17 protein-coding genes are annotated in these 17,348 nt (G+C 74.9%); 9 read left to right on the forward strand and 8 right to left on the reverse strand.

What is annotated here, in order from left to right; translation table 11 throughout:
• Positions 1–11: 11 nt before the first annotated feature.
• Positions 12–1,103: a GNAT family N-acetyltransferase gene (locus ACFVU3_RS07820; protein ID WP_390064625.1), complete on the reverse strand. Its 1,092-nt coding sequence runs from the start codon at positions 1,101–1,103 to the stop codon at positions 12–14.
• 110 nt (positions 1,104–1,213) lie between these two features.
• On the opposite strand from ACFVU3_RS07820, the gene ACFVU3_RS07825 reads away from it, so the two are divergent.
• Complete coding sequence (locus ACFVU3_RS07825; RefSeq protein ID WP_390064627.1) at positions 1,214–1,849, forward strand: phosphotransferase; 636 nt, start codon at positions 1,214–1,216, stop codon at positions 1,847–1,849.
• 3 nt (positions 1,850–1,852) lie between these two features.
• On the opposite strand, the gene ACFVU3_RS07830 is transcribed toward ACFVU3_RS07825, so the two are convergent.
• The 5 genes from ACFVU3_RS07830 to hutU all read right to left on the reverse strand — a co-directional run bounded on the left by ACFVU3_RS07830 (position 1,853) and on the right by hutU (position 8,149).
• A complete protein-coding gene (locus tag ACFVU3_RS07830) occupies positions 1,853–2,584 on the reverse strand; it encodes a hypothetical protein (protein ID WP_390064629.1) in 732 nt (243 codons plus the stop codon).
• 84 nt (positions 2,585–2,668) lie between these two features.
• Positions 2,669–3,838 (reverse strand): imidazolonepropionase, encoded by a 1,170-nt coding sequence (gene hutI / locus ACFVU3_RS07835; RefSeq protein ID WP_390064631.1) that lies wholly within the window; start codon positions 3,836–3,838, stop codon positions 2,669–2,671.
• 86 nt (positions 3,839–3,924) lie between these two features.
• Positions 3,925–5,286, reverse strand: coding sequence for a formimidoylglutamate deiminase (locus ACFVU3_RS07840; protein ID WP_390064633.1), 1,362 nt, complete (start codon positions 5,284–5,286; stop codon positions 3,925–3,927).
• Positions 5,277–6,467, reverse strand: coding sequence for an allantoate amidohydrolase (locus ACFVU3_RS07845; RefSeq protein ID WP_390064907.1), 1,191 nt, complete (start codon positions 6,465–6,467; stop codon positions 5,277–5,279). The genes ACFVU3_RS07840 and ACFVU3_RS07845 overlap by 10 nt, the downstream gene beginning before the upstream one ends.
• Positions 6,468–6,484: 17 nt before the next feature.
• Positions 6,485–8,149: a urocanate hydratase gene (hutU, locus tag ACFVU3_RS07850; protein WP_390064635.1), complete on the reverse strand. Its 1,665-nt coding sequence runs from the start codon at positions 8,147–8,149 to the stop codon at positions 6,485–6,487.
• A gap of 184 nt (positions 8,150–8,333) precedes the next feature.
• On the opposite strand from hutU, the gene ACFVU3_RS07855 reads away from it, so the two are divergent.
• The 6 genes from ACFVU3_RS07855 to ACFVU3_RS07880 all read left to right on the forward strand — a co-directional run bounded on the left by ACFVU3_RS07855 (position 8,334) and on the right by ACFVU3_RS07880 (position 12,495).
• A complete protein-coding gene (locus tag ACFVU3_RS07855) occupies positions 8,334–9,659 on the forward strand; it encodes a diaminopimelate decarboxylase (protein WP_390064636.1) in 1,326 nt (441 codons plus the stop codon).
• 32 nt (positions 9,660–9,691) lie between these two features.
• Complete coding sequence (locus tag ACFVU3_RS07860; protein WP_390064638.1) at positions 9,692–10,159, forward strand: SRPBCC family protein; 468 nt, start codon at positions 9,692–9,694, stop codon at positions 10,157–10,159.
• Between the two features lie 309 nt (positions 10,160–10,468).
• Complete coding sequence (locus tag ACFVU3_RS07865; protein ID WP_390064640.1) at positions 10,469–10,879, forward strand: hypothetical protein; 411 nt, start codon at positions 10,469–10,471, stop codon at positions 10,877–10,879.
• Complete coding sequence (locus ACFVU3_RS07870; RefSeq protein ID WP_390064641.1) at positions 10,876–11,643, forward strand: transcriptional regulator; 768 nt, start codon at positions 10,876–10,878, stop codon at positions 11,641–11,643. The genes ACFVU3_RS07865 and ACFVU3_RS07870 overlap by 4 nt, the downstream gene beginning before the upstream one ends.
• Complete coding sequence (locus tag ACFVU3_RS07875; protein WP_390064643.1) at positions 11,643–12,077, forward strand: roadblock/LC7 domain-containing protein; 435 nt, start codon at positions 11,643–11,645, stop codon at positions 12,075–12,077. The genes ACFVU3_RS07870 and ACFVU3_RS07875 overlap by 1 nt, the downstream gene beginning before the upstream one ends.
• A 46-nt stretch (positions 12,078–12,123) precedes the next feature.
• Positions 12,124–12,495, forward strand: coding sequence for a hypothetical protein (locus ACFVU3_RS07880; RefSeq protein ID WP_390064645.1), 372 nt, complete (start codon positions 12,124–12,126; stop codon positions 12,493–12,495).
• Positions 12,496–12,613: 118 nt separating this feature from the next.
• Here ACFVU3_RS07880 and ACFVU3_RS07885 read toward each other — a convergent pair whose 3' ends face one another.
• Positions 12,614–13,459 (reverse strand): MurR/RpiR family transcriptional regulator, encoded by an 846-nt coding sequence (locus ACFVU3_RS07885; protein ID WP_390064647.1) that lies wholly within the window; start codon positions 13,457–13,459, stop codon positions 12,614–12,616.
• A gap of 237 nt (positions 13,460–13,696) precedes the next feature.
• Between ACFVU3_RS07885 and ACFVU3_RS07890 the strand changes: the two genes are divergently transcribed.
• The gene (locus ACFVU3_RS07890; protein ID WP_390064648.1) at positions 13,697–14,449 is read left to right on the forward strand and encodes a DUF4232 domain-containing protein; all 753 of its coding nucleotides are present in this window, start codon (positions 13,697–13,699) and stop codon (positions 14,447–14,449) included.
• Positions 14,450–14,716: 267 nt separating this feature from the next.
• Here ACFVU3_RS07890 and ACFVU3_RS07895 read toward each other — a convergent pair whose 3' ends face one another.
• Positions 14,717–16,102: a cystathionine beta-synthase gene (locus ACFVU3_RS07895; protein WP_390064650.1), complete on the reverse strand. Its 1,386-nt coding sequence runs from the start codon at positions 16,100–16,102 to the stop codon at positions 14,717–14,719.
• Positions 16,103–16,224: 122 nt separating this feature from the next.
• Between ACFVU3_RS07895 and ACFVU3_RS07900 the strand changes: the two genes are divergently transcribed.
• Positions 16,225–17,292: an SGNH/GDSL hydrolase family protein gene (locus ACFVU3_RS07900; RefSeq protein ID WP_390064909.1), complete on the forward strand. Its 1,068-nt coding sequence runs from the start codon at positions 16,225–16,227 to the stop codon at positions 17,290–17,292.
• Positions 17,293–17,348 lie beyond the last annotated feature (56 nt).

Genomic DNA, 17,348 nt, shown 5'->3' on the forward strand with positions numbered 1-17,348 from the left:
GCCGGGGCGGTCTACCGGTCGCCCTTGAGGCGGGCGACGGTGTTCAGGGCCTCGCGGGCGCGGGCCGCCAGGGCGGGGCGGGCGCGGACGTAGGCGTGGGCCGCCCGGGCGGGCTCGCGGCGCAGCCAGTGCAGGGCGGTGCGCGGGTCGGGCCGGGTGACGGCGCCCTCGTACACGGTGAGTTCGCCGGTCTTCAGGGAGTCCTTGTACTCGGCGGCGCCCCGCCCGAGGTCGAGCGTCCCGATCCCGGCCCCGGCCGCGCCCTCGGCCATCCTGAGGTGGAGGACGAGGCCCGGGGAGTACTTGGCGTACGCGGGGTCGTAGGCGGGGAACCAGCACGACAGGACGGTCGCCGAGCGGAGCCCGAAGTGGGCGGCGACCGGGCGGTCGCCGGCGTACAGCACGGAGAGGACGCCGGAGCAGCCGGGCGTGCGCTGCTCGTGGAGGCGGCGGACCAGGGTGCTGATCCACTCCTGGGCGAAGCGGTCGCCGCGGCCGGTGCGGCGGTACTGGGCGGACTTCCACTCCATGAGGGTGCGCAGGGCGGCCGGGTCGCGCTCGTCGAAGACGAACCGGAGCTCGCCGCCGGCCTGCCGGGCGAGCTTGCGGTCCTTGGCGAGGGTGGTCCTGAGGAACTTGGGCGACTGGACGCGCAGCAGCGCCTCGTAGGCCGCGTACCCCTCGCCGACGTCGATGACGGGCGAGGCGAAGGACTCGTCGGCGGCGCCCTCGAAGACGGGCTGCCCGGTCTCCAGGTTGTCGTACTCCCAGAAGACGAGGCCGCAGGCGCGGAGCAACGCCCGGGCGCCGGGCCGGAGTCCGGGGCGGAAGATCCCGCCCTGGCTGTCGGAGACGCCGAAGCCGATGGCCCGCCCGCGCCCCAACGGCCCCTTCTCGTAAGGGAAGAAGCCGACGGGCTCGCCGTCCTCCCACCACACCGCGACCCGGGAGCGGGGCCGTACGGCGCCGACGGCGAGGGTGAACTCCGGTTCCATGAACGGATTGGCGGGCGCCCCCGACTTGGCCCTCAGCTGCCGCCACGCCTCGATCTCGCGCTCTCCCAGCTCCGCCGGCCGCACGATCCGCACACGCCAAGCACTCACCTAGCCGACCCCCCGGTCATCCCCCTGGGCACTGCCAGGACAGGACGGTACCGGCCCGAACCCCTCCCCGGCAGGCATACTCGGCCTTTGGATCACGGAGGGGGACTTTGGTGAGCAAGAGGCTCGTGGGCCAAGGGCGTTCGGCGGACGTGTACGAGGCCGGCGACGACGGCGCCTGGGTGCTGCGGCGGTACCGGAACGGGGGCGACACCGCCCGGGAGGCGCGGCTGATGACGCGCCTGGCGGAGGCCGGCTATCCCGTCCCCGCGGTGCGGGAGGCGGCCGGGCCCGATCTGGTGATGGAGCGGCTGCGGGGGCCGTCGCTGCTGGACGGGCTGCTGGCGGGGACGTACGGGCCGGAGTCCGCCGGGGTGCTGCTGGCCGGCCTGCTCGACCGGCTGCACGCGCTGCCGGGCGGGCTCGTCCACCTGGACCTGCACCCCGGCAACGTGGTGCTGTCCGAGGACCGCGGTCCGGTCGTCATCGACTGGTCCACGGCGGAGGAGGGCGGCGAGCCGGGTCTCGACCGCGCGATGTCGGCCCTGATCCTCGCGGAGGTCGCCGTCTCCCCCGCCCCGTACGCCCCCGGCGCCCGGGCCGGTCTCGCGGCGCTCCTGTCGGCCGCCGGGACCCCGCTCCTGCTGCCGGAGGCACGCCGGCTGCGGGCCGCCGACCCGAACCTGACCCCGGCGGAGGTCGCCGCGCTGGACGGGGCGGAGGAGCTGGTGCGGTCGCTGGCGGGGTGACGGTCAGGACCGCTCGCGGACGATCCCGGTGATGTCCGGGCCGCCCGGGAGGGGGGCGCCGAAGGCGTCGACGCGCACGCCGGTGGCGGTGGCGGTGACCTCCAGGGCCAGGTTGTCGTTCGGGGAGAGGTCGCGCAGGTCGACGCGGACCCGCAGGGGTCCGTCGCCGGGCATCCGGTGGACGGTGTCCGGCAGGTGGTCGAGGCCGGTCAGCGTCTTCCGCAGCGCGGCCTCGTCGGCCGGGGCTCCGCCGGCGAAGGCCGCGCGGACGCGGTCGGCGTACGCGTCCGCGGCGCACCGGTCGACGGCGTTCAGGGGCACCTCGTCGAAGGAGACGGTGGCCTCGGGGCCGGGCGGCGGCGGCATGTCCGAGGGGAACTCCAGGGGCTCGCCGGCGGGGACCGGCGGCTCCTCGGGGACCGGCGGCTCCCCGGCGGCGGGAGGCGCCACCGTCTCCGCGACCGTGTCGACCTCCGGCACCGGGGGCAGCTCCATCGCGGTGCCCGGGGCGCAGGTGTTCGTGATGCGGATGGCGATCGCCTGGGCGCGGACCACCGGGTCGGGGTGTCTCTCCAGGGCCTCGCCGGAGAGCATCCGGGGGGACGGACTCGCGGTGACGGCCGCCGCCGCGGCCCTGCCGCCGGCACCCTGGGTGCCGCAGGCGGTCAGGGTCAGGGCGCCGAGGGCGGTGGCGGTCAGGGCGAGGGACGTGAGGAGACGCTGCGAAGTGGGCATGCCGGAATCATGCGGGCGGCCCCGGACCGCCCGCCTGAGTACGACTACTCAGCCCGCGCCGCGCACGACTCATCCGCTCGTGCGTCACACGACGCGGACGCCCCCGCGCCAGACCTCCGCGACCAGCGGGACGCCCGGCCGGTAGGCGAGGTGCACGGCGGACGGGGCGTCCAGGACCGTGAGGTCCGCGCGGGCCCCGGCGGAGAGGCGGCCGACGTCCGTGCGGCGGAGGGCCGCCGCGCCGCCCGCCGTGGCGGACCAGACGGCCTCGTCGGGGGTCATGCCCATGTCCCGTACCGCGAGGGCGATGCAGAACGGGACGGAGGAGGTGAACGAGGAGCCCGGGTTGCAGTCCGTGGAGAGGGCCACCGTCACGCCCGCGTCGAGCAGGCGGCGGGCGTCCGGCCACGCGGCGCGGGTGGAGAACTCGGCGCCGGGCAGGAGCGTGGCGACCGTGTTCCCGGAGGCCAGCGCGTCGACGTCGGCGTCGGTGAGGTGGGTGCAGTGGTCGGCGCTGGCCGCGTCCAGCTCCACCGCGAGCTGCACGCCGGGGCCGTACGAGAGCTGGTTGGCGTGGATCCTCGGCAGGAGGCCCTTCGCCCGGCCCGCGGTGAGGATCGCCCGCGCCTGGTCGCCGTCGAAGGCGCCCTTCTCGCAGAAGACGTCCACCCAGCGGGCGTACGGGGCGCAGGCGTCCAGCATCGCGCCCGTCACCAGCTCCACGTACGCGGCCGGGTCGTCGGCGTGGTCCGGCGAGACGATGTGGGCGCCGAGGTAGGTGACCTCGTCGGTGTGCTCGGCGGCGATGCGCAGCGCGCGGGCCTCGTCCTCGACGGTCAGGCCGTAGCCGGACTTCGTCTCGAAGGTGGTGGTGCCCTGGCGGAGGGCCTCCCGCATGAACCGGGCCACGTTCGCCGACAGTTCGGCGTCGGTCGCGGCGCGGGTGGCGGCGACGGTGGTGCGGATGCCGCCCGCCTTGTACGGCTGCCCGGACATGCGGGCGTTGAACTCGGCCGTGCGGTCGCCGGCGAAGACGAGGTGCGAGTGCGAGTCGACGAAGCCGGGGAGGACGGCGCGGCCGGCGGCGTCGACCCGGGCGTCCGCGGCCGGCGCCCGCGCCGCCTCGCCCGCCCAGGCGACGGTCCCGCCGTCCAGGACGAGGGCGGCGTCCTCGATCAGGCCGAGGGGGCCGGCGCCGAGGTCCGGGTCGTTCGTGACCAGGCTGCCGATGTTCGTGATGACCGTGGTCGTCATGGGGTGCTCTCCGCTGGAGGGGCTGGGGGTCCCCCGTGGACGAGGTCCCCGGGGGAGGTTCGGGTGCGGGCCGGCGGGCCGGTGCGTCAGCCCCTGAGGGCGGCGATCGCCGCCGCGAGGGCGCCGGGGACGTCCGGTACGGAGACGTGGGCGCCGTCGCGGACGACCGTGCGGCCGCCGACGACCACGTGGCGGACGTCGGCCGCCGACGCCGCGAAGACGGCCGTCTCCGGGGCGAGGCGCGGCACCGGTCCCGCGGTGCGGACCGAGTCGAGGGCGAGCGTCGTGAAGTCGGCGAGGGCTCCGGTCTCCAGGGCGCCGGCGTCGTCCCAGCCGAGGGCGGCGTGGCCGTCGGCGGAGGCGGCGCGGAGCAGCGCGGCGGCGGTCCAGTGGCCCCGGATGTGGGTGCGCAGCCGCTCGTTCAGCTCCATGGCGCGCGCCTCCTCCAGGAGGTCGATGACGGCGTGGCTGTCGCTGCCGAGGGAGAGCGGGGATCCGGCCTTCTGGAGGGCGACGGCGGGGCCGATGCCGTCGGCGAGGTCGCGTTCGGTGGTGGGGCACATGCAGGTGCCGGTGGAGGTGGAGCCGACGAGGGCGATGTCGGCGTCGGTCATGTGGGTGTTGTGGACGCCGGTGGTGCGCGGGCCGAGGACGCCGTGGTCGGCGAGGAGCCGGGTCGGGGTGACGCCGTGCGCGGCGTGACACGCCTCGTTCTCGGCGGTCTGCTCGGAGAGGTGGACGTGGAGCGGGGCCCGCCGTTCCGCGGCCCAGCGGGCGACCGTCGACAGCTGGGCGGCGGGGACGGCCCGGACGGAGTGGATGGCCGCGCCGATCCGTACGCCGTCCCGGTCCTTCAGGGCGCTCGCCCGCTCGGCCCAGGCGTCGGCGGTGCCGTCGGAGAAGCGGAGCTGGTGGTGCTCGGGGGCGGTGCCGAAGCCGGCGGAGAGGTAGGCGGTGTCGAGGAGGGTGATGCGGATGCCGGCCTCGCCGGCCGCCGCGATCAGCGCCTCGCCCATGGCGTTGGGGTCGCCGTAGGGGGTGCCGCCGGGGGCGTGGTGGAGGTAGTGGAACTCGCCGACGGCGGTGATGCCGGCCAGCGCCATCTCGGCGTACACGGCCCGGGCGAGCGCGAAGTAGCTGTCCGGGGTGAGCCGCTGGGCGACGCCGTACATGACCTCGCGCCAGGTCCAGAAGGTGCCGCTGCCGACCTGGACGGTGCCGCGCAGGGCGCGGTGGAAGGCGTGGCTGTGCGCGTTGGCGAGGCCGGGGACCGTGAAGCCGCGCAGGACGACGGCGCCGGGCGGCGGGGCGTCGACACCGGTGCGGACGGCGGTGATCCGCCCGTCCGCGCCCGCGGCGGAGCCGCCCGTGGACACCGTCAGGGCGACGCCCGGCTCGGCGTGGGTGCCGAGCCAGGCGTGCTCCAGCCAGTACGTCGTCAGCGGCACGCCAGCTCCTCCAGTACGTCGGCGAGTGCGCGGACCCCGGCCACGCAGTCGTCCTCGGCCGCGGACTCGGCCGGGGAGTGCGAGACGCCGGTGGGGTTCCGTACGAACAGCATGGCGGTCGGGATCGATTCGGACAAAATGCCCGCGTCGTGGCCGGCGCCGGTGCCGAGGACGGGGGTCTTCTCCCCGAGGACGCGGCTCAGCTCGTCGCGCAGGGCGTGCGAGAAGTCCACGACGGGGGTGAAGGACTCCCGGACGACGGCGAGGTCGATGCCGTGCCGGACGGCGTACTCGCGGGCGGCGGTCTCGATGCCGGTGACGACGGCGTCCAGGGAGCCCTGGTCGGCGGCGCGGGCGTCCAGCCAGCCGCGGACCATCGACGGGATCGCGTTGACGCCGTTGGGCTCGACCGCGATCTTGCCGAAGGTGGCGACGGCGCCCGCGAGTTCGGCCTCGCGGCGGGCGGCGAGGACGGTCTCCGCGTAGGTGAGCATCGGGTCGCGGCGGTCGACCAGGCGGGTGGTGCCCGCGTGGTTGGCCTCGCCGGCGAAGTCGTACCGCCAGCGGCCGTGCGGCCAGATGGCGGAGGCGATGCCGACGGCGTCCCCGGAGAGGTCGAGGGCGCGGCCCTGCTCGACGTGGAGCTCGACGAAGGCGCCGACGCGGGCGAGCCGCTCCGGGTCGGGGCCGATCCGCTCGGGGTCGTACCCGGCCGCCTCCATGGCCCGCGGGAGGGTGATGCCGTCGGCGTCCCGGAGCTCGTACGCCTGCTCCTTGGTCAGCCGGCCGGCGGTGAGGCGGGAGCCGACGCAGGCGAGGCCGAAGCGGGCGCCCTCCTCGTCGCCGAAGTTGACGATGGCGAGGGGCCGCCGGAACGAGACGCCGCGGGCGCGGAGTTCGTCGAGGGCGGCGAAGGCGGAGACGACGCCGAGGGGGCCGTCGAAGGCGCCGCCGTCGGGGACGGAGTCCAGGTGGGAGCCGGTGACGACGGCGTCGCCGGCCGCGGGGTCGCCGAGCCAGGCCCACTGGTTGCCGTTGCGGTCGGTCTCGACGTCCAGGCGGCGGGCCTCGGCCTGCATCCGGAACCAGAGCCGGCAGTCGGCGTCGGCGTCCGTCCAGGCGTAGCGGCGGTAGCCACCGGAGGCGGCGCTGCGGCCGAGGGGCCGCAGCGACCGCCACATGGCGTGGAAGCTGTCGCTCACGCCTGGTCGCCCTCACGCATGGGGACGCGGACGCCCTTCTCGGCGGCGACGCGCTCGGCGATGTCGTAGCCGGCGTCGACGTGGCGGATGACGCCCATGCCGGGGTCGTTCGTCAGCACGCGGCGGATCTTCTCGCCGGCGAGAGCGGTGCCGTCGGCGACGGAGACCTGGCCGGCGTGGATGGAGCGGCCCATGCCGACGCCGCCGCCGTGGTGGATCGAGACCCAGGAGGCGCCGGAGGCGACGTTGACCATGGCGTTGAGCAGCGGCCAGTCGGCGATGGCGTCGGAGCCGTCGAGCATGGCCTCGGTCTCGCGGTACGGGGAGGCCACCGAGCCGCAGTCGAGGTGGTCGCGGCCGATCGCGAGGGGGGCGGCGAGGGTGCCGTCGGCGACCATGTCGTTGAACATGGCGCCGGCCTTGTCGCGCTCGCCCTGGCCGAGCCAGCAGATGCGGGCGGGGAGGCCCTGGAAGTGGACGCGCTCGCCGGCCATCTTGATCCAGCGGTGCAGCGACTCGTTCTCGGGGAAGAGGTCGAGGATCGCCTTGTCCGTCTTGTGGATGTCGGACGCCTCGCCGGAGAGGGCGGCCCAGCGGAACGGGCCCTTGCCCTCGCAGAACAGCGGGCGGATGTACGCGGGGACGAAGCCGGGGAAGGCGAAGGCGCGGTCGTAGCCGGCCAGCTGGGCCTCGCCGCGGATCGAGTTGCCGTAGTCGAAGACCTCGGCGCCGGCGTCCATGAAGCCGACCATGGCCTCGACGTGGCGGGCCATGGACTCGCGGGCGCGGGTGGTGAAGCCGGCCGGGTCCTTGGCGGCCGCGTCGGCCATGTCCTCGAAGGCCACGCCGACCGGGAGGTAGGAGAGCGGGTCGTGGGCCGAGGTCTGGTCGGTGACGATGTCGATCGGGGCGCCCTCGGCGAGCAGCTGCGGGAGCAGCTCGGCGGCGTTGCCGAGGAGGCCGATGGAGAGCGGGCGGCGGGCGTCGCGGGCCTCGGTGGCGAGCTGGAGCGCGTGGGCCGGGCTGTCGGCCCTGACGTCCAGGTAGCGGTGCTCGATGCGGCGCTCGATGGCGCGCGGGTCGACGTCGATGCAGATCGCGACGCCGTCGTTCATCGTCACGGCGAGGGGCTGGGCGCCGCCCATGCCGCCGAGGCCGGCGGTGAGGGTGATGGTGCCGGCCAGGGTGCCGCCGAACTTCTTCGCGGCGACGGCGGCGAAGGTCTCGTAGGTGCCCTGGAGGATGCCCTGGGTGCCGATGTAGATCCAGGAGCCGGCGGTCATCTGGCCGTACATGGTGAGGCCGAGCTGCTCCAGGCGCCGGAACTCCTCCCAGTTGGCCCAGTCGCCGACCAGGTTGGAGTTGGCGATGAGGACGCGGGGCGCCCACTCGTGGGTCTGCATGACGCCGACCGGGCGGCCGGACTGGACCAGCATGGTCTCGTCCTGCTTGAGGGTCCTGAGCGTGCGGACCATGGCGTCGAAGGAGCGCCAGTCGCGGGCGGCCTTGCCGGTGCCGCCGTAGACGACGAGCTTGTCGGGGTGCTCGGCGACCTCGGGGTCCAGGTTGTTCTGGAGCATCCGGAGGGCGGCCTCCTGCTGCCATCCCAGGGCGCTCAGTTCCGTACCGCGCGGGGCCCGTACGGGGCGGGGTCCTGACATGGCGGTGCCTCCTCGAATGTCGTTCAGATATTCACATCCTGGCGTGCTGAATAGTTGTAGTCAACAGGGCGCGGCACGGCCGTCCGGCGCACGGGGGCTCGCGCCGCCGCGCCACGCGCCCTGGTGCGCCCCTTCCGCGCCCCCCGCGCACGCCCCGGTGACGGCCCGCGCCCGGCCCGCCAGGATGGACCCCATGGCCTCCTCCCGCCGTGACCTCGCCGTCCGAGCCGCCGTCGCCCAAGGACTCCTCACCCCCGACGCCCCCGTCGTCGCGCTCCTCGACACCGCCGGCATCCGCGCCTCCGCCGCCGCCCTGACCGGCGCCTTCGCCGCCGTCACCCGCGCCGAGGTGCTGCACGCCTTCGCCGTGAAGGCCGCCCCGCTCGTCCCCGTCCTGCGCCTGCTCGCCGACGCGGGCCTCGGCGCCGAGGTCGCGAGCCCCGGCGAACTGGCCCTCGCCCGCGCCGCCGGACTGCCCCCGTCCCGCACCGTCCTCGACTCGCCCGCCAAGACCCCCGCCGAACTGCGCGAGGCCCTGGCCCTCGGCATCGCCGTCAACGCCGACAACCTCCAGGAGCTGGCCCGGCTCGACGCCCTGGTCGCCTCCGCCCCCACCGCCTCGCCGCTCGGGCTGCGGGTCAACCCGCAGGTCGGCGCCGGGGCGATCGGCGCCCTGTCCACCGCCACCGCCACCTCCAAGTTCGGGGTCGCGCTGCGCGACGAGGGCGCCCGCGAGGCCGTCGTCCAGGCGTACCTGGACCGCCCCTGGCTCACCCGCCTGCACACCCACACCGGCTCCCAGGGCGTCCCGCTCACCCTGATGGCCGAAGGCGTCCGGGCCGCCTACGAACTGGCCGAGGAGATCAACGCCAAGGCGGGCCGCCCGCAGATCGACACCCTCGACATCGGCGGCGGCCTCCCGGTGAACTTCGCCTCCGACGAGGAGACCCCCACCTACGCCGCGTACGCCCGGCTGCTCGCCGCCACCGCCCCCGGCCTCCTCGACGGCCGCTACCGCCTGGTCACCGAGTTCGGCCGGTCCCTGCTCGCCAAGCACGGCTCGGTCCTCACCCGCGTCGAGTACACCAAGACCTCCGGCGGGCGCCCCATCGCCGTCACCCACGCCGGCGTGCAGCTCGCCACCCGGACCGTCTACGCCCCCGAGGCATGGCCGCTGCGGATCCTCGCCTACGACGCCGGGGGCCGCCCCCGGACCGGCGAGCCCGTCGTCCAGGACGTGGCCGGCCCCGCCTGCTTCGCCGGGGACCTGCTCGCCGCCGGCCGCGCCCTGCCGCTGCTCCGCCCGGGCGACGTGGTCGTCGTCCCGGACACCGGCGCGTACGCCTTCGCCCACCACTACGCCTACAACAGCCTGCCCCGCCCCGCCGTGCACGGCTTCACCGTCGCCGGCGACGGCACCGTCTCCTTCGTCCTGGCGCGCCCCGCCCAGACCTCCGAGGAGATCGTCGCCGAGGCCGGCGGCGCCCACGCCGACGCGCTCGTCCGGTAGCGCCGTGCCGGGACACCCCCTTCGATGGAGCCATGACCACCACCACAACCGTCGCCGTGGAGCGCCGGGTCGCCGCCTCGCCCGGCCGCGTCTGGGAGTCGATCACCGACCTGCCGGACATGCCCCGGGTGCTGTCCGGCGTCCAGAAGGTCGAGGTGCTCACGGAGGGCGGCTTCGGCGTGGGCACCCGCTGGCGGGAGACCCGGAAGATGCTGGGCAAGGAGGCCACGGAGGAGATGACCGTGACCGAGTGCGAGCCGCCCGACCGGTACGTCACGGTCGCCGACTCGCACGGCATGCACTACGTCTCCGAGCTCTCCCTGCGCCCCGACGGGCCGGACGCCAGCGTGCTCCGGATGGCCTTCTCCGCCCGCCCGGCGGCCGGCCGCACGCCCGGATTCGTCGCGCGCCTCCTCGCCCGGTTCGGCGCGAAGGCCGTCGCCAAGGCGCTCGCGAAGGACCTGGACGACATCGCGCGGGCGGTCGAGAGCCGGTACTGACCGGGGCGGGAGAGGCCGCCCGGGGCCCTGCCCGAGGCCCTTGTCCGAGGCCCGCCCCGGACCCCGCCCGAGGCCCGCCCGAGGCCCGCCCGAGGCCCGTCCGAGGCCCGTCCGAGGCTCCCGTCAGGGGCCCGTCCGAGGCTCCCTCCCGGGCCCCGTCCGGTGGTCCACCCTCCATCGTCGTTCAATTCCGGCCGCCTGTGGGCATGTTCCGATGGAAAATGCCAGAACCCCCTCCCGGGGCCGCCCCGTTCAGTAACGTCACCGTCACTGCCGTTGCTCGCACGCCGTATCGGGAGGGGAACCCGCGTGCCCGGAATCGACGAGTGCCTCATGGAGGCCATGACCCTGCCGGGTGCTCGCGGTGCCTCCCTGGTCGACTGGAACAGCGGCCTCGCACTCGGGACCGCGGGCGAGTCACCCGTCGGAGACCACGAGACCACCGCCGCGGAGACCGCCGAACTCGCCCGCGCCGCAGCCGAGTTCGACTCCTTCACCGCACCCGGCGACGAACCGGAGAGCACCCCGGCGGACGGGGGCGCGCCGCCCGTCGAGGACCTGATCGTCACCACCCGCGCCGGCTACCACGTGCTCCGCTTCGTCCGGACCTCCTTCGACAGCAGCGTCTTCCTCCACCTCTGGCTCGACCGCGACACCGGCAACCTCGCCCTCGCCCGCATGCGCCTCGGCGACCTCGCCGAGAGACTGGTCCTCGGATGAGCGTCTCCCCGATGCTCGTCCGGCTCGCGGCCGAGAGGGCCACCGGCGCCCTGCTGCGCGACCACGGCACCCTCTACCTCGTCGACGGCCGGGTCGTGCACGCCGAGAGCCCCGCCGCCCCCGGCATGGACGTCCTGCTCACCACCGCCGGCCGGCTCCCCCGCGAGAACTGGGACGAGGCCGTCGACCGGGCCGGAGCGCACCGGGCCGTCGGCCGCTTCCTCGTCGACAGCGGCCGGCTGCGCGACGGCGAACTGGAGATATGCCACCTCGGCGCCGTCTTCGACGCCGCCTTCTTCGCCCTCTCCCCCACCAGCGGGCCCACCCGCTTCCGGTACGGCGTCGGGCACTGGTTCGGCACCGTCCGCCCGGTCTCCGCCGAGGCCGTCGAGCGCGAGACCCTCCGCCGCCGCGAACTCCTCGACGCCGTCTGGCCGTACCCCTCCGTCGACACCGCCCCCGTCGTGCCCCGCCCGGCCGCCCCCGGCCAGGGCGTCGGCGCCCGCCGCCGCGCCCTGCTCGCCGCCGCCGACGGCGTCCGCACCCCCGCCGAGCTGGCCCGGATCCTCGGCCGCCCCGCCTTCCACACCCTCCTCGACGTCCGCAGGCTCGCCGCCGCCGGACTCGTCGAGACCCCGCTCGACGCGGCCCCCGACGCCACCCCCGTACCGCCGTCCCCGGAGTGGTCACCGGTCCTCCCGGTCTCCGACCCCGACATCGCCCTGCTGCGCCGGCTCCGTGACGCCCTGGAGGCACACCTGTGATGAGGCGTGCTCTGCGCCTGCGCGCCGAGAGGAGACAGTTGATGACAGCCGAAGCCGAGGTGCTCGGCGAGCTCAGACGCCTGCGCGCCCGGCTGCCCCAGCTCACCGGGGCGCTCGCGGCCAGCGCCGACGGCCTCGTGCTCGCCCACGACACCGTGGACGGCGCCGCCGAGAGCGTCGCCGCGCTGACCGCCGCCGCGCTCGGCGTCGGCCGGCGGCTGACCGAGTCCACCGGCCAGGGCGGCTTCCGGGAACTGCTCGTCCGCGGCGACGCCGGCTACGTCGCCACCTACGCGGCCGGCGGCTCCGCCGTGCTCACCCTGCTCGCCGAGCCCCGGATCAACGTGGGCCGGCTCCATCTGGAGGCCCGCCGCTCCAGCACCCGCATCGGCGAACTCGTCGACGGCGCGCTGGAGCGCAGGGACCTGAACTGATCCAGCACCGCAAGGAATCCGAACCCGTACAGAAGGAAGTTGCACCATGGCGAACACCGAAGCCGCCCTGAAGGAAGCCGCCACGATCGAGGGCGCCATCGGCGCGGCCCTCGTCGACTACACGAGCGGCATGGCCCTCGGCACCATCGGCGGCGGCAAGGAGCTCGACCTGACCGTGGCCGCGGCGGGCAACACCGACGTGGTCCGGGCCAAGGTCCGGGCGATGGAGATGCTGGGCCTCAAGGAGGACATCGAGGACATCCTGATCACCCTCGGCACCCAGTACCACCTCATCCGGCTGCTGAAGGCGCGCGGCACCAACGGCCTCTTCCTCTACCTGGCGCTGTCGAAGGACCGGGCCAACCTGGCGATGGCCCGCCACCAGCTGAAGAAGATCGAGGCCGAACTGGAGGTCTGAGCGAGCCCCGCCGGCCCGGCCCCACGGGATCCCGGCTCGCGACGCCGCCCCACGGGGATCCGGCGCGACGCCGCCCCACGGGGATCCGGCGCCCGCTGCCCGGACGGTCCCGCCGGGCTCACTCCACGAAGAGTCCCCGCTCCGCCGCCTTCGCGTCGAACTGCTCCAGGCGCGCCTGCGCGTCCGGCAGCTCGTCCGCCATGGCCTCCAGCAGGACCCGGCCGAGCAGCATCGGCGCGCAGGCGGTGTCGAAGGCGAGCCCGGTGCCGACGGCGGCCGGGATGAGCAGGTCGGAGTGGGCGGCGACGGGCGCGAAGGCGGAGTCGGCCACGGTCACCACGAGGAGCCCGGCCGCCCGCGCGTACTCCAGCGCCTCGACGACCTCGCGCGGGTGCCGGGGCAGCGCGAAGCAGAGCAGCGCGGTGGCCCCGGCCCGCACGGCCGCGTCGATCCGGTCGGTGAGCATCGAGCCGCCCTCGTCGAGCAGCCGGACGTCCGGATGCACCTTGGCGGCGAAGTAGGCGAAGCCGCGGGCCTGCGAGGAGGCGGCGCGCAGGCCGAGGACGAGCAGCGGCCGCGAGTCGGCGAGCAGCCGCCCGGCGCGCACCACGGGCGCGGGGTCGGCGAGCAGGCCGGCGAGGTGCCGGAGGTTCTCGATCTCGGCGAGGACGGCCTGCTGGTACTCGTTGTGCCCGGCGTCCTCCCCGGTGGCGGCGGGCCGCTCGGGGGGTGCGACCTCCCGCAGGTGGCGGCGGAGGGCGGGATAGCCGTCGAAGCCGAGGGCGACCGCGAAGCGGGTCACGGAGGGCTGGCTGACGCCGGCGAGTTCCGCGAGTTCGACGCTGGAGAGGAAGGGCGCGTCGGCGGCCCGCCGGACCATGCAGTGGGCGATCCGCCGCTGCGTGGGCGTGAGCCGGTGCCCCTCGAAGAGCGCCTGGAGCCGCCCGGCCGGGCTGTCGCTCATGCCGTCCCCCTTCATCCATTCATCCCTGACCCTGCCTGCATAAGGATATGCAGAGGGGGTGGGGGACGGGGAAGGAGCGGCGGGGCGGGTGGCCTGGGTCACGCCCGGACATCCGGTTCGTGCGAGGGCTGTAACAAACGCCGGACGCCGGTGAACCGGCTCCCCCGCGTGGCAAGAATAGCCGTGTCGCAGACATGACGACCGGCTCCGGGCCGGTCACGGGGGAAGAGGAACGACATGAACGCGAAGACGACCGGGGCCGGTTCACCGAGGCGCCGGGTGCGCGGAGCCGTCCTGGGCGCCGCCGTGGTCGCGGCGCTGCTGACGACCACCGCGTGCCAGAACGACGAGCCGGCCGCCACCGGGCCGGACGTCACCGCCCCGTCGACGGCCGCCCCCTCGGGCTCCGCGCCGGCCGGCGGGAGCACGCCGGAGGCCACCACGCCCGCGGGCGACTCCGGGACCGGCAGCGTCAGCCCCTCGGCCACGGGGACCGGGGACAGCGGCGAGACCGGTGGCGGCAACGGCACGGCGTACGCGGACTGCGAGGCCGACGGGCTCACCACCGCGGTCGAGCTCCAGGACCCGGCCGGGGAGACCCCCCGCCACTTCCTGCTGACGGTCACCAACGGCTCGAAGACGCCGTGCGTCCTCAACGAGGCGCCGATCCTGCGGCTCCAGGCCGGGAACGACGCGCCGATCGTCGAGACGCTCGGCGAGCCGGAGGCCGAGCCCGTCGTCGTCGAGGGCGGCGGCAAGGCGTACGCGGGCCTGTACGTCTTCGGGAACGACGAGGGCGGCGAGGCGGAGTACGACCAGTCCGACCGCTTCACGGCGACCCTGGTGGCCGGCGAGGGCACCGAGCTGCGCGGCACGCTCGTCTTCGACCTGCCCGACGGGCTCGGCACCGTCTCGGTCGACGACGCGGCGCGGCTGAACGGCTGGGCCGGCACCGAGGGACTCGCGATGCGGCCGATCACCCAGCTCTGAGCCGGGAGGAAGGTGGCGCGGGGACCGCCGCACCCCCATCGCTGGGGGGCGGGACGACGGCGGTCCCCGCGGGGGACACGGGCCCGGGTCAGGGCCGGTCTCCGCGTCCGCGGCGTCTTCAGAGGTCCGGGAGCCGCTCCGGAAGTTCTGTGACGCCGACGAGGAACACTCTGCCGGAGGCGTGTTAAGCGGGTGCTGCGCGGACGTGACGTGCTCGTACCGTTTGCACGAACGCCCGTACGAGCACCCGCCGCCCCCGGCGGGGTGCTACTTCGTGCCGCCGTTGGCCAGGAAGGCGAGCAGGTCCTGGCGGCTGACGACGCCGGTGGGCTTGCCCTCGACGAGGACGATCGCGGCGTCGGCGTCGCCGAGGACCGACATCAGGTCGGCGACCGGCTCGCCCGAGCCGACCTGCGGCAGCGGGGCGGACATGTGGTCCTCCAGCGGGTCCTCCAGCTTCGCCTTCTGGGTGAAGAGGTGGTCCAGGAGCTCCCGCTCGACGACCGAGCCGATGACCTCGGCGGCCATCACGTCGGGGTGGCCGGCGCCGGGCTTCACGATGGGCATCTGGGAGACGCCGTACTCGCGCAGCACCTCGATGGCCTGGCCGACGGTCTCGTCCGGGTGCATGTGGACGAGGGAGGGCAGGACGCCCTCCTTGTGGCGCAGCACGTCGGCGACGGTGGCGGTGGAGGTGTCCTCCAGGAAGCCGTAGTCGGCCATCCACTCGTCGTTGAAGATCTTCGACATGTAGCCGCGGCCGGAGTCCGGCAGCAGGACGACGACGACGTCGTCGGGGCCGAGCTCCTTGGCGACCTCCAGGGCGGCGACCACGGCCATGCCGCAGGAGCCGCCGACGAGGAGGCCCTCCTCCTTGGCGAGGCGGCGGGTCATCTGGAAGGAGTCCTTGTCGGACACGGCGACGATCCGGTCCGTGACGTTCTGGTCGTAGGCGGTCGGCCAGAAGTCCTCGCCGACGCCCTCGACCAGGTACGGGCGGCCGGAGCCGCCGGAGTAGACGGAGCCCTCGGGGTCGGCGCCGATCACCTTCACCTTGCCGGCGCTCGCCTCCTTCAGGTAGTTGCCGGTGCCGGAGATGGTGCCTCCGGTGCCGACGCCCGCCACGAAGTGGGTGATCTTCCCCTCGGTCTGCTCCCACAGCTCGGGACCGGTGGTCTCGTAGTGCGAGCGGGGGTTGTTCGGGTTGGAGTACTGGTCGGGCTTCCAGGCGCCGGGCGTCTCGCGGACGAGGCGGTCCGAGACGTTGTAGTACGAGTCCGGGTGCTCCGGATCGACGGCGGTGGGGCAGACGACGACCTCGGCACCGTAGGCCCGCAGCACGTTGATCTTGTCGAGCGACACCTTGTCGGGGCAGACGAAGATGCACTTGTAGCCCTTCTGCTGGGCCACGATCGCCAGGCCGACGCCGGTGTTGCCGGACGTGGGCTCGACGATGGTGCCGCCGGGCTTCAGCTCGCCGCTCTGCTCGGCGGCCTCGATCATGCGCAGGGCGATGCGGTCCTTGACCGACCCGCCGGGGTTGAAGTACTCCACCTTGGCGAGGACGGTGGCCTGGATGCCTGCCGTCACGTTGTTGAGCTTCACCAGCGGGGTGTTGCCGACGAGGCTGATCATCGAGTCGTGGAATTGCACCGTGTTCTCCGGGGTCTCCGTAATGGTGTGGCCAGCGTATGCGTAGTCGGGACGCCTTTCGGGGCAGTTAGACCCTGAACGGCTTGAAGGACCTGTACGGCTCGAAGGAGGTGACGCCCCCGATGTCCAGGGCGAGGGTGGCGCGCCGGATCGCGGCGGGAGCGGCGTACGGCGGCGGGAGCATCGGCCTGATCGGCGTGGCCGCGGTCGGGATCGTGCTGGCGGAGGCACAGCTCGCGAAGCGGACGGTGGGCACGGGGACAGCCCCTCTGCCGCCGGCGACGGACGGGCTGTACGGGAGGGCGTTCGGCACGGAGGACCCCCTGCGGCTGGCCCTTCTGGGTGATTCCACGGCCGCCGGCCAGGGCGTGCGCCGGGCGGGTCAGACACCGGGCGCCCTGCTCGCCTCGGGGCTCGCCGCGGTCGCGGAGCGCCCGGTGGCGCTGCGGAACGTGGCGCTGTCGGGGGCCCGCTCGGACGACCTGGAGCGGCAGGTGTCGCTGCTGCTCGCGCAGCCGCTGGGCCCGCCGGACGTCTGCGTGATCATGATCGGGGCGAACGACGTCACGCACCGGATGCCGGCGACGGAGTCGGTACGGCTCCTGTCGGCGGCGGTGCGGCGGCTGCGGACGGCCGGGGCGGAGGTGGTCGTCGGCACCTGCCCGGATCTGGGCACCATCGAGCCGGTCTACCAGCCGCTGCGCTGGCTGGCCCGGAGGGCCTCGCGGCAGCTGGCGGCGGCGCAGACGATCGTCGTGGTGGAGCAGGGCGGCCGGACGGTGTCGCTGGGCGACCTGCTGGGCCCGGAGTTCGAGGCGAACCCGCGGGAGATGTTCGGGGTGGACCTCTTCCACCCGTCGGCGGAGGGGTACGCGACGGCGGCGATGGCGGTGCTGCCGACCCTGTGCGCCTCGCTCGGCGTGTGGCCGGAACCGGACCGGCTGGAGCCGGGCCGCCACGAGGACATGCTGCCCGTGGCGAAGGCGGCCGCCGAGGCGGCGAAGCAGGCGGGTACGGAGGTGACCGGGGCCCGGGCGCCGTGGGCGCTCCTGAAGCACCGGCGCCGGCGGCGGCTGACGGAGGCGGCGGAGGCGGAGGCCGGGACGGGTGCCGCGCAGGCGCCGGTGGCGTCCGGGGAGACGCCGGAGGGCCGGGGGGAGCCGCTGCCGCAGGACTCCCCGCGCGCCTGAGCACGCCCGTGAGGGGCTCCTCGCGCAGCCCCTCACCCGGCTGAGCAAGCGCTTAG

The organism is Streptomyces sp. NPDC058052, from assembly GCF_042885515.1.
Lineage (GTDB): Bacteria > Actinomycetota > Actinomycetes > Streptomycetales > Streptomycetaceae > Streptomyces.

Coding starts and splice junctions, on each gene's coding strand:
- hutU (WP_390064635.1), bottom strand. CDS start 8,149: ATGTCAGGACCCCGCCCCGTACGGGCCCCGCGCGGTACGGAACTGAGC.
- ACFVU3_RS07885 (WP_390064647.1), bottom strand. CDS start 13,459: ATGAGCGACAGCCCGGCCGGGCGGCTCCAGGCGCTCTTCGAGGGGCAC.
- ACFVU3_RS07890 (WP_390064648.1), top strand. CDS start 13,697: ATGAACGCGAAGACGACCGGGGCCGGTTCACCGAGGCGCCGGGTGCGC.
- ACFVU3_RS07830 (WP_390064629.1), bottom strand. CDS start 2,584: ATGCCCACTTCGCAGCGTCTCCTCACGTCCCTCGCCCTGACCGCCACC.
- ACFVU3_RS07860 (WP_390064638.1), top strand. CDS start 9,692: ATGACCACCACCACAACCGTCGCCGTGGAGCGCCGGGTCGCCGCCTCG.
- ACFVU3_RS07875 (WP_390064643.1), top strand. CDS start 11,643: ATGAGGCGTGCTCTGCGCCTGCGCGCCGAGAGGAGACAGTTGATGACA.
- ACFVU3_RS07880 (WP_390064645.1), top strand. CDS start 12,124: ATGGCGAACACCGAAGCCGCCCTGAAGGAAGCCGCCACGATCGAGGGC.
- hutI (WP_390064631.1), bottom strand. CDS start 3,838: ATGACGACCACGGTCATCACGAACATCGGCAGCCTGGTCACGAACGAC.
- ACFVU3_RS07855 (WP_390064636.1), top strand. CDS start 8,334: ATGGACCCCATGGCCTCCTCCCGCCGTGACCTCGCCGTCCGAGCCGCC.
- ACFVU3_RS07845 (WP_390064907.1), bottom strand. CDS start 6,467: ATGTGGCGGTCGCTGCGGCCCCTCGGCCGCAGCGCCGCCTCCGGTGGC.
- ACFVU3_RS07870 (WP_390064641.1), top strand. CDS start 10,876: ATGAGCGTCTCCCCGATGCTCGTCCGGCTCGCGGCCGAGAGGGCCACC.
- ACFVU3_RS07900 (WP_390064909.1), top strand. CDS start 16,225: ATGTCCAGGGCGAGGGTGGCGCGCCGGATCGCGGCGGGAGCGGCGTAC.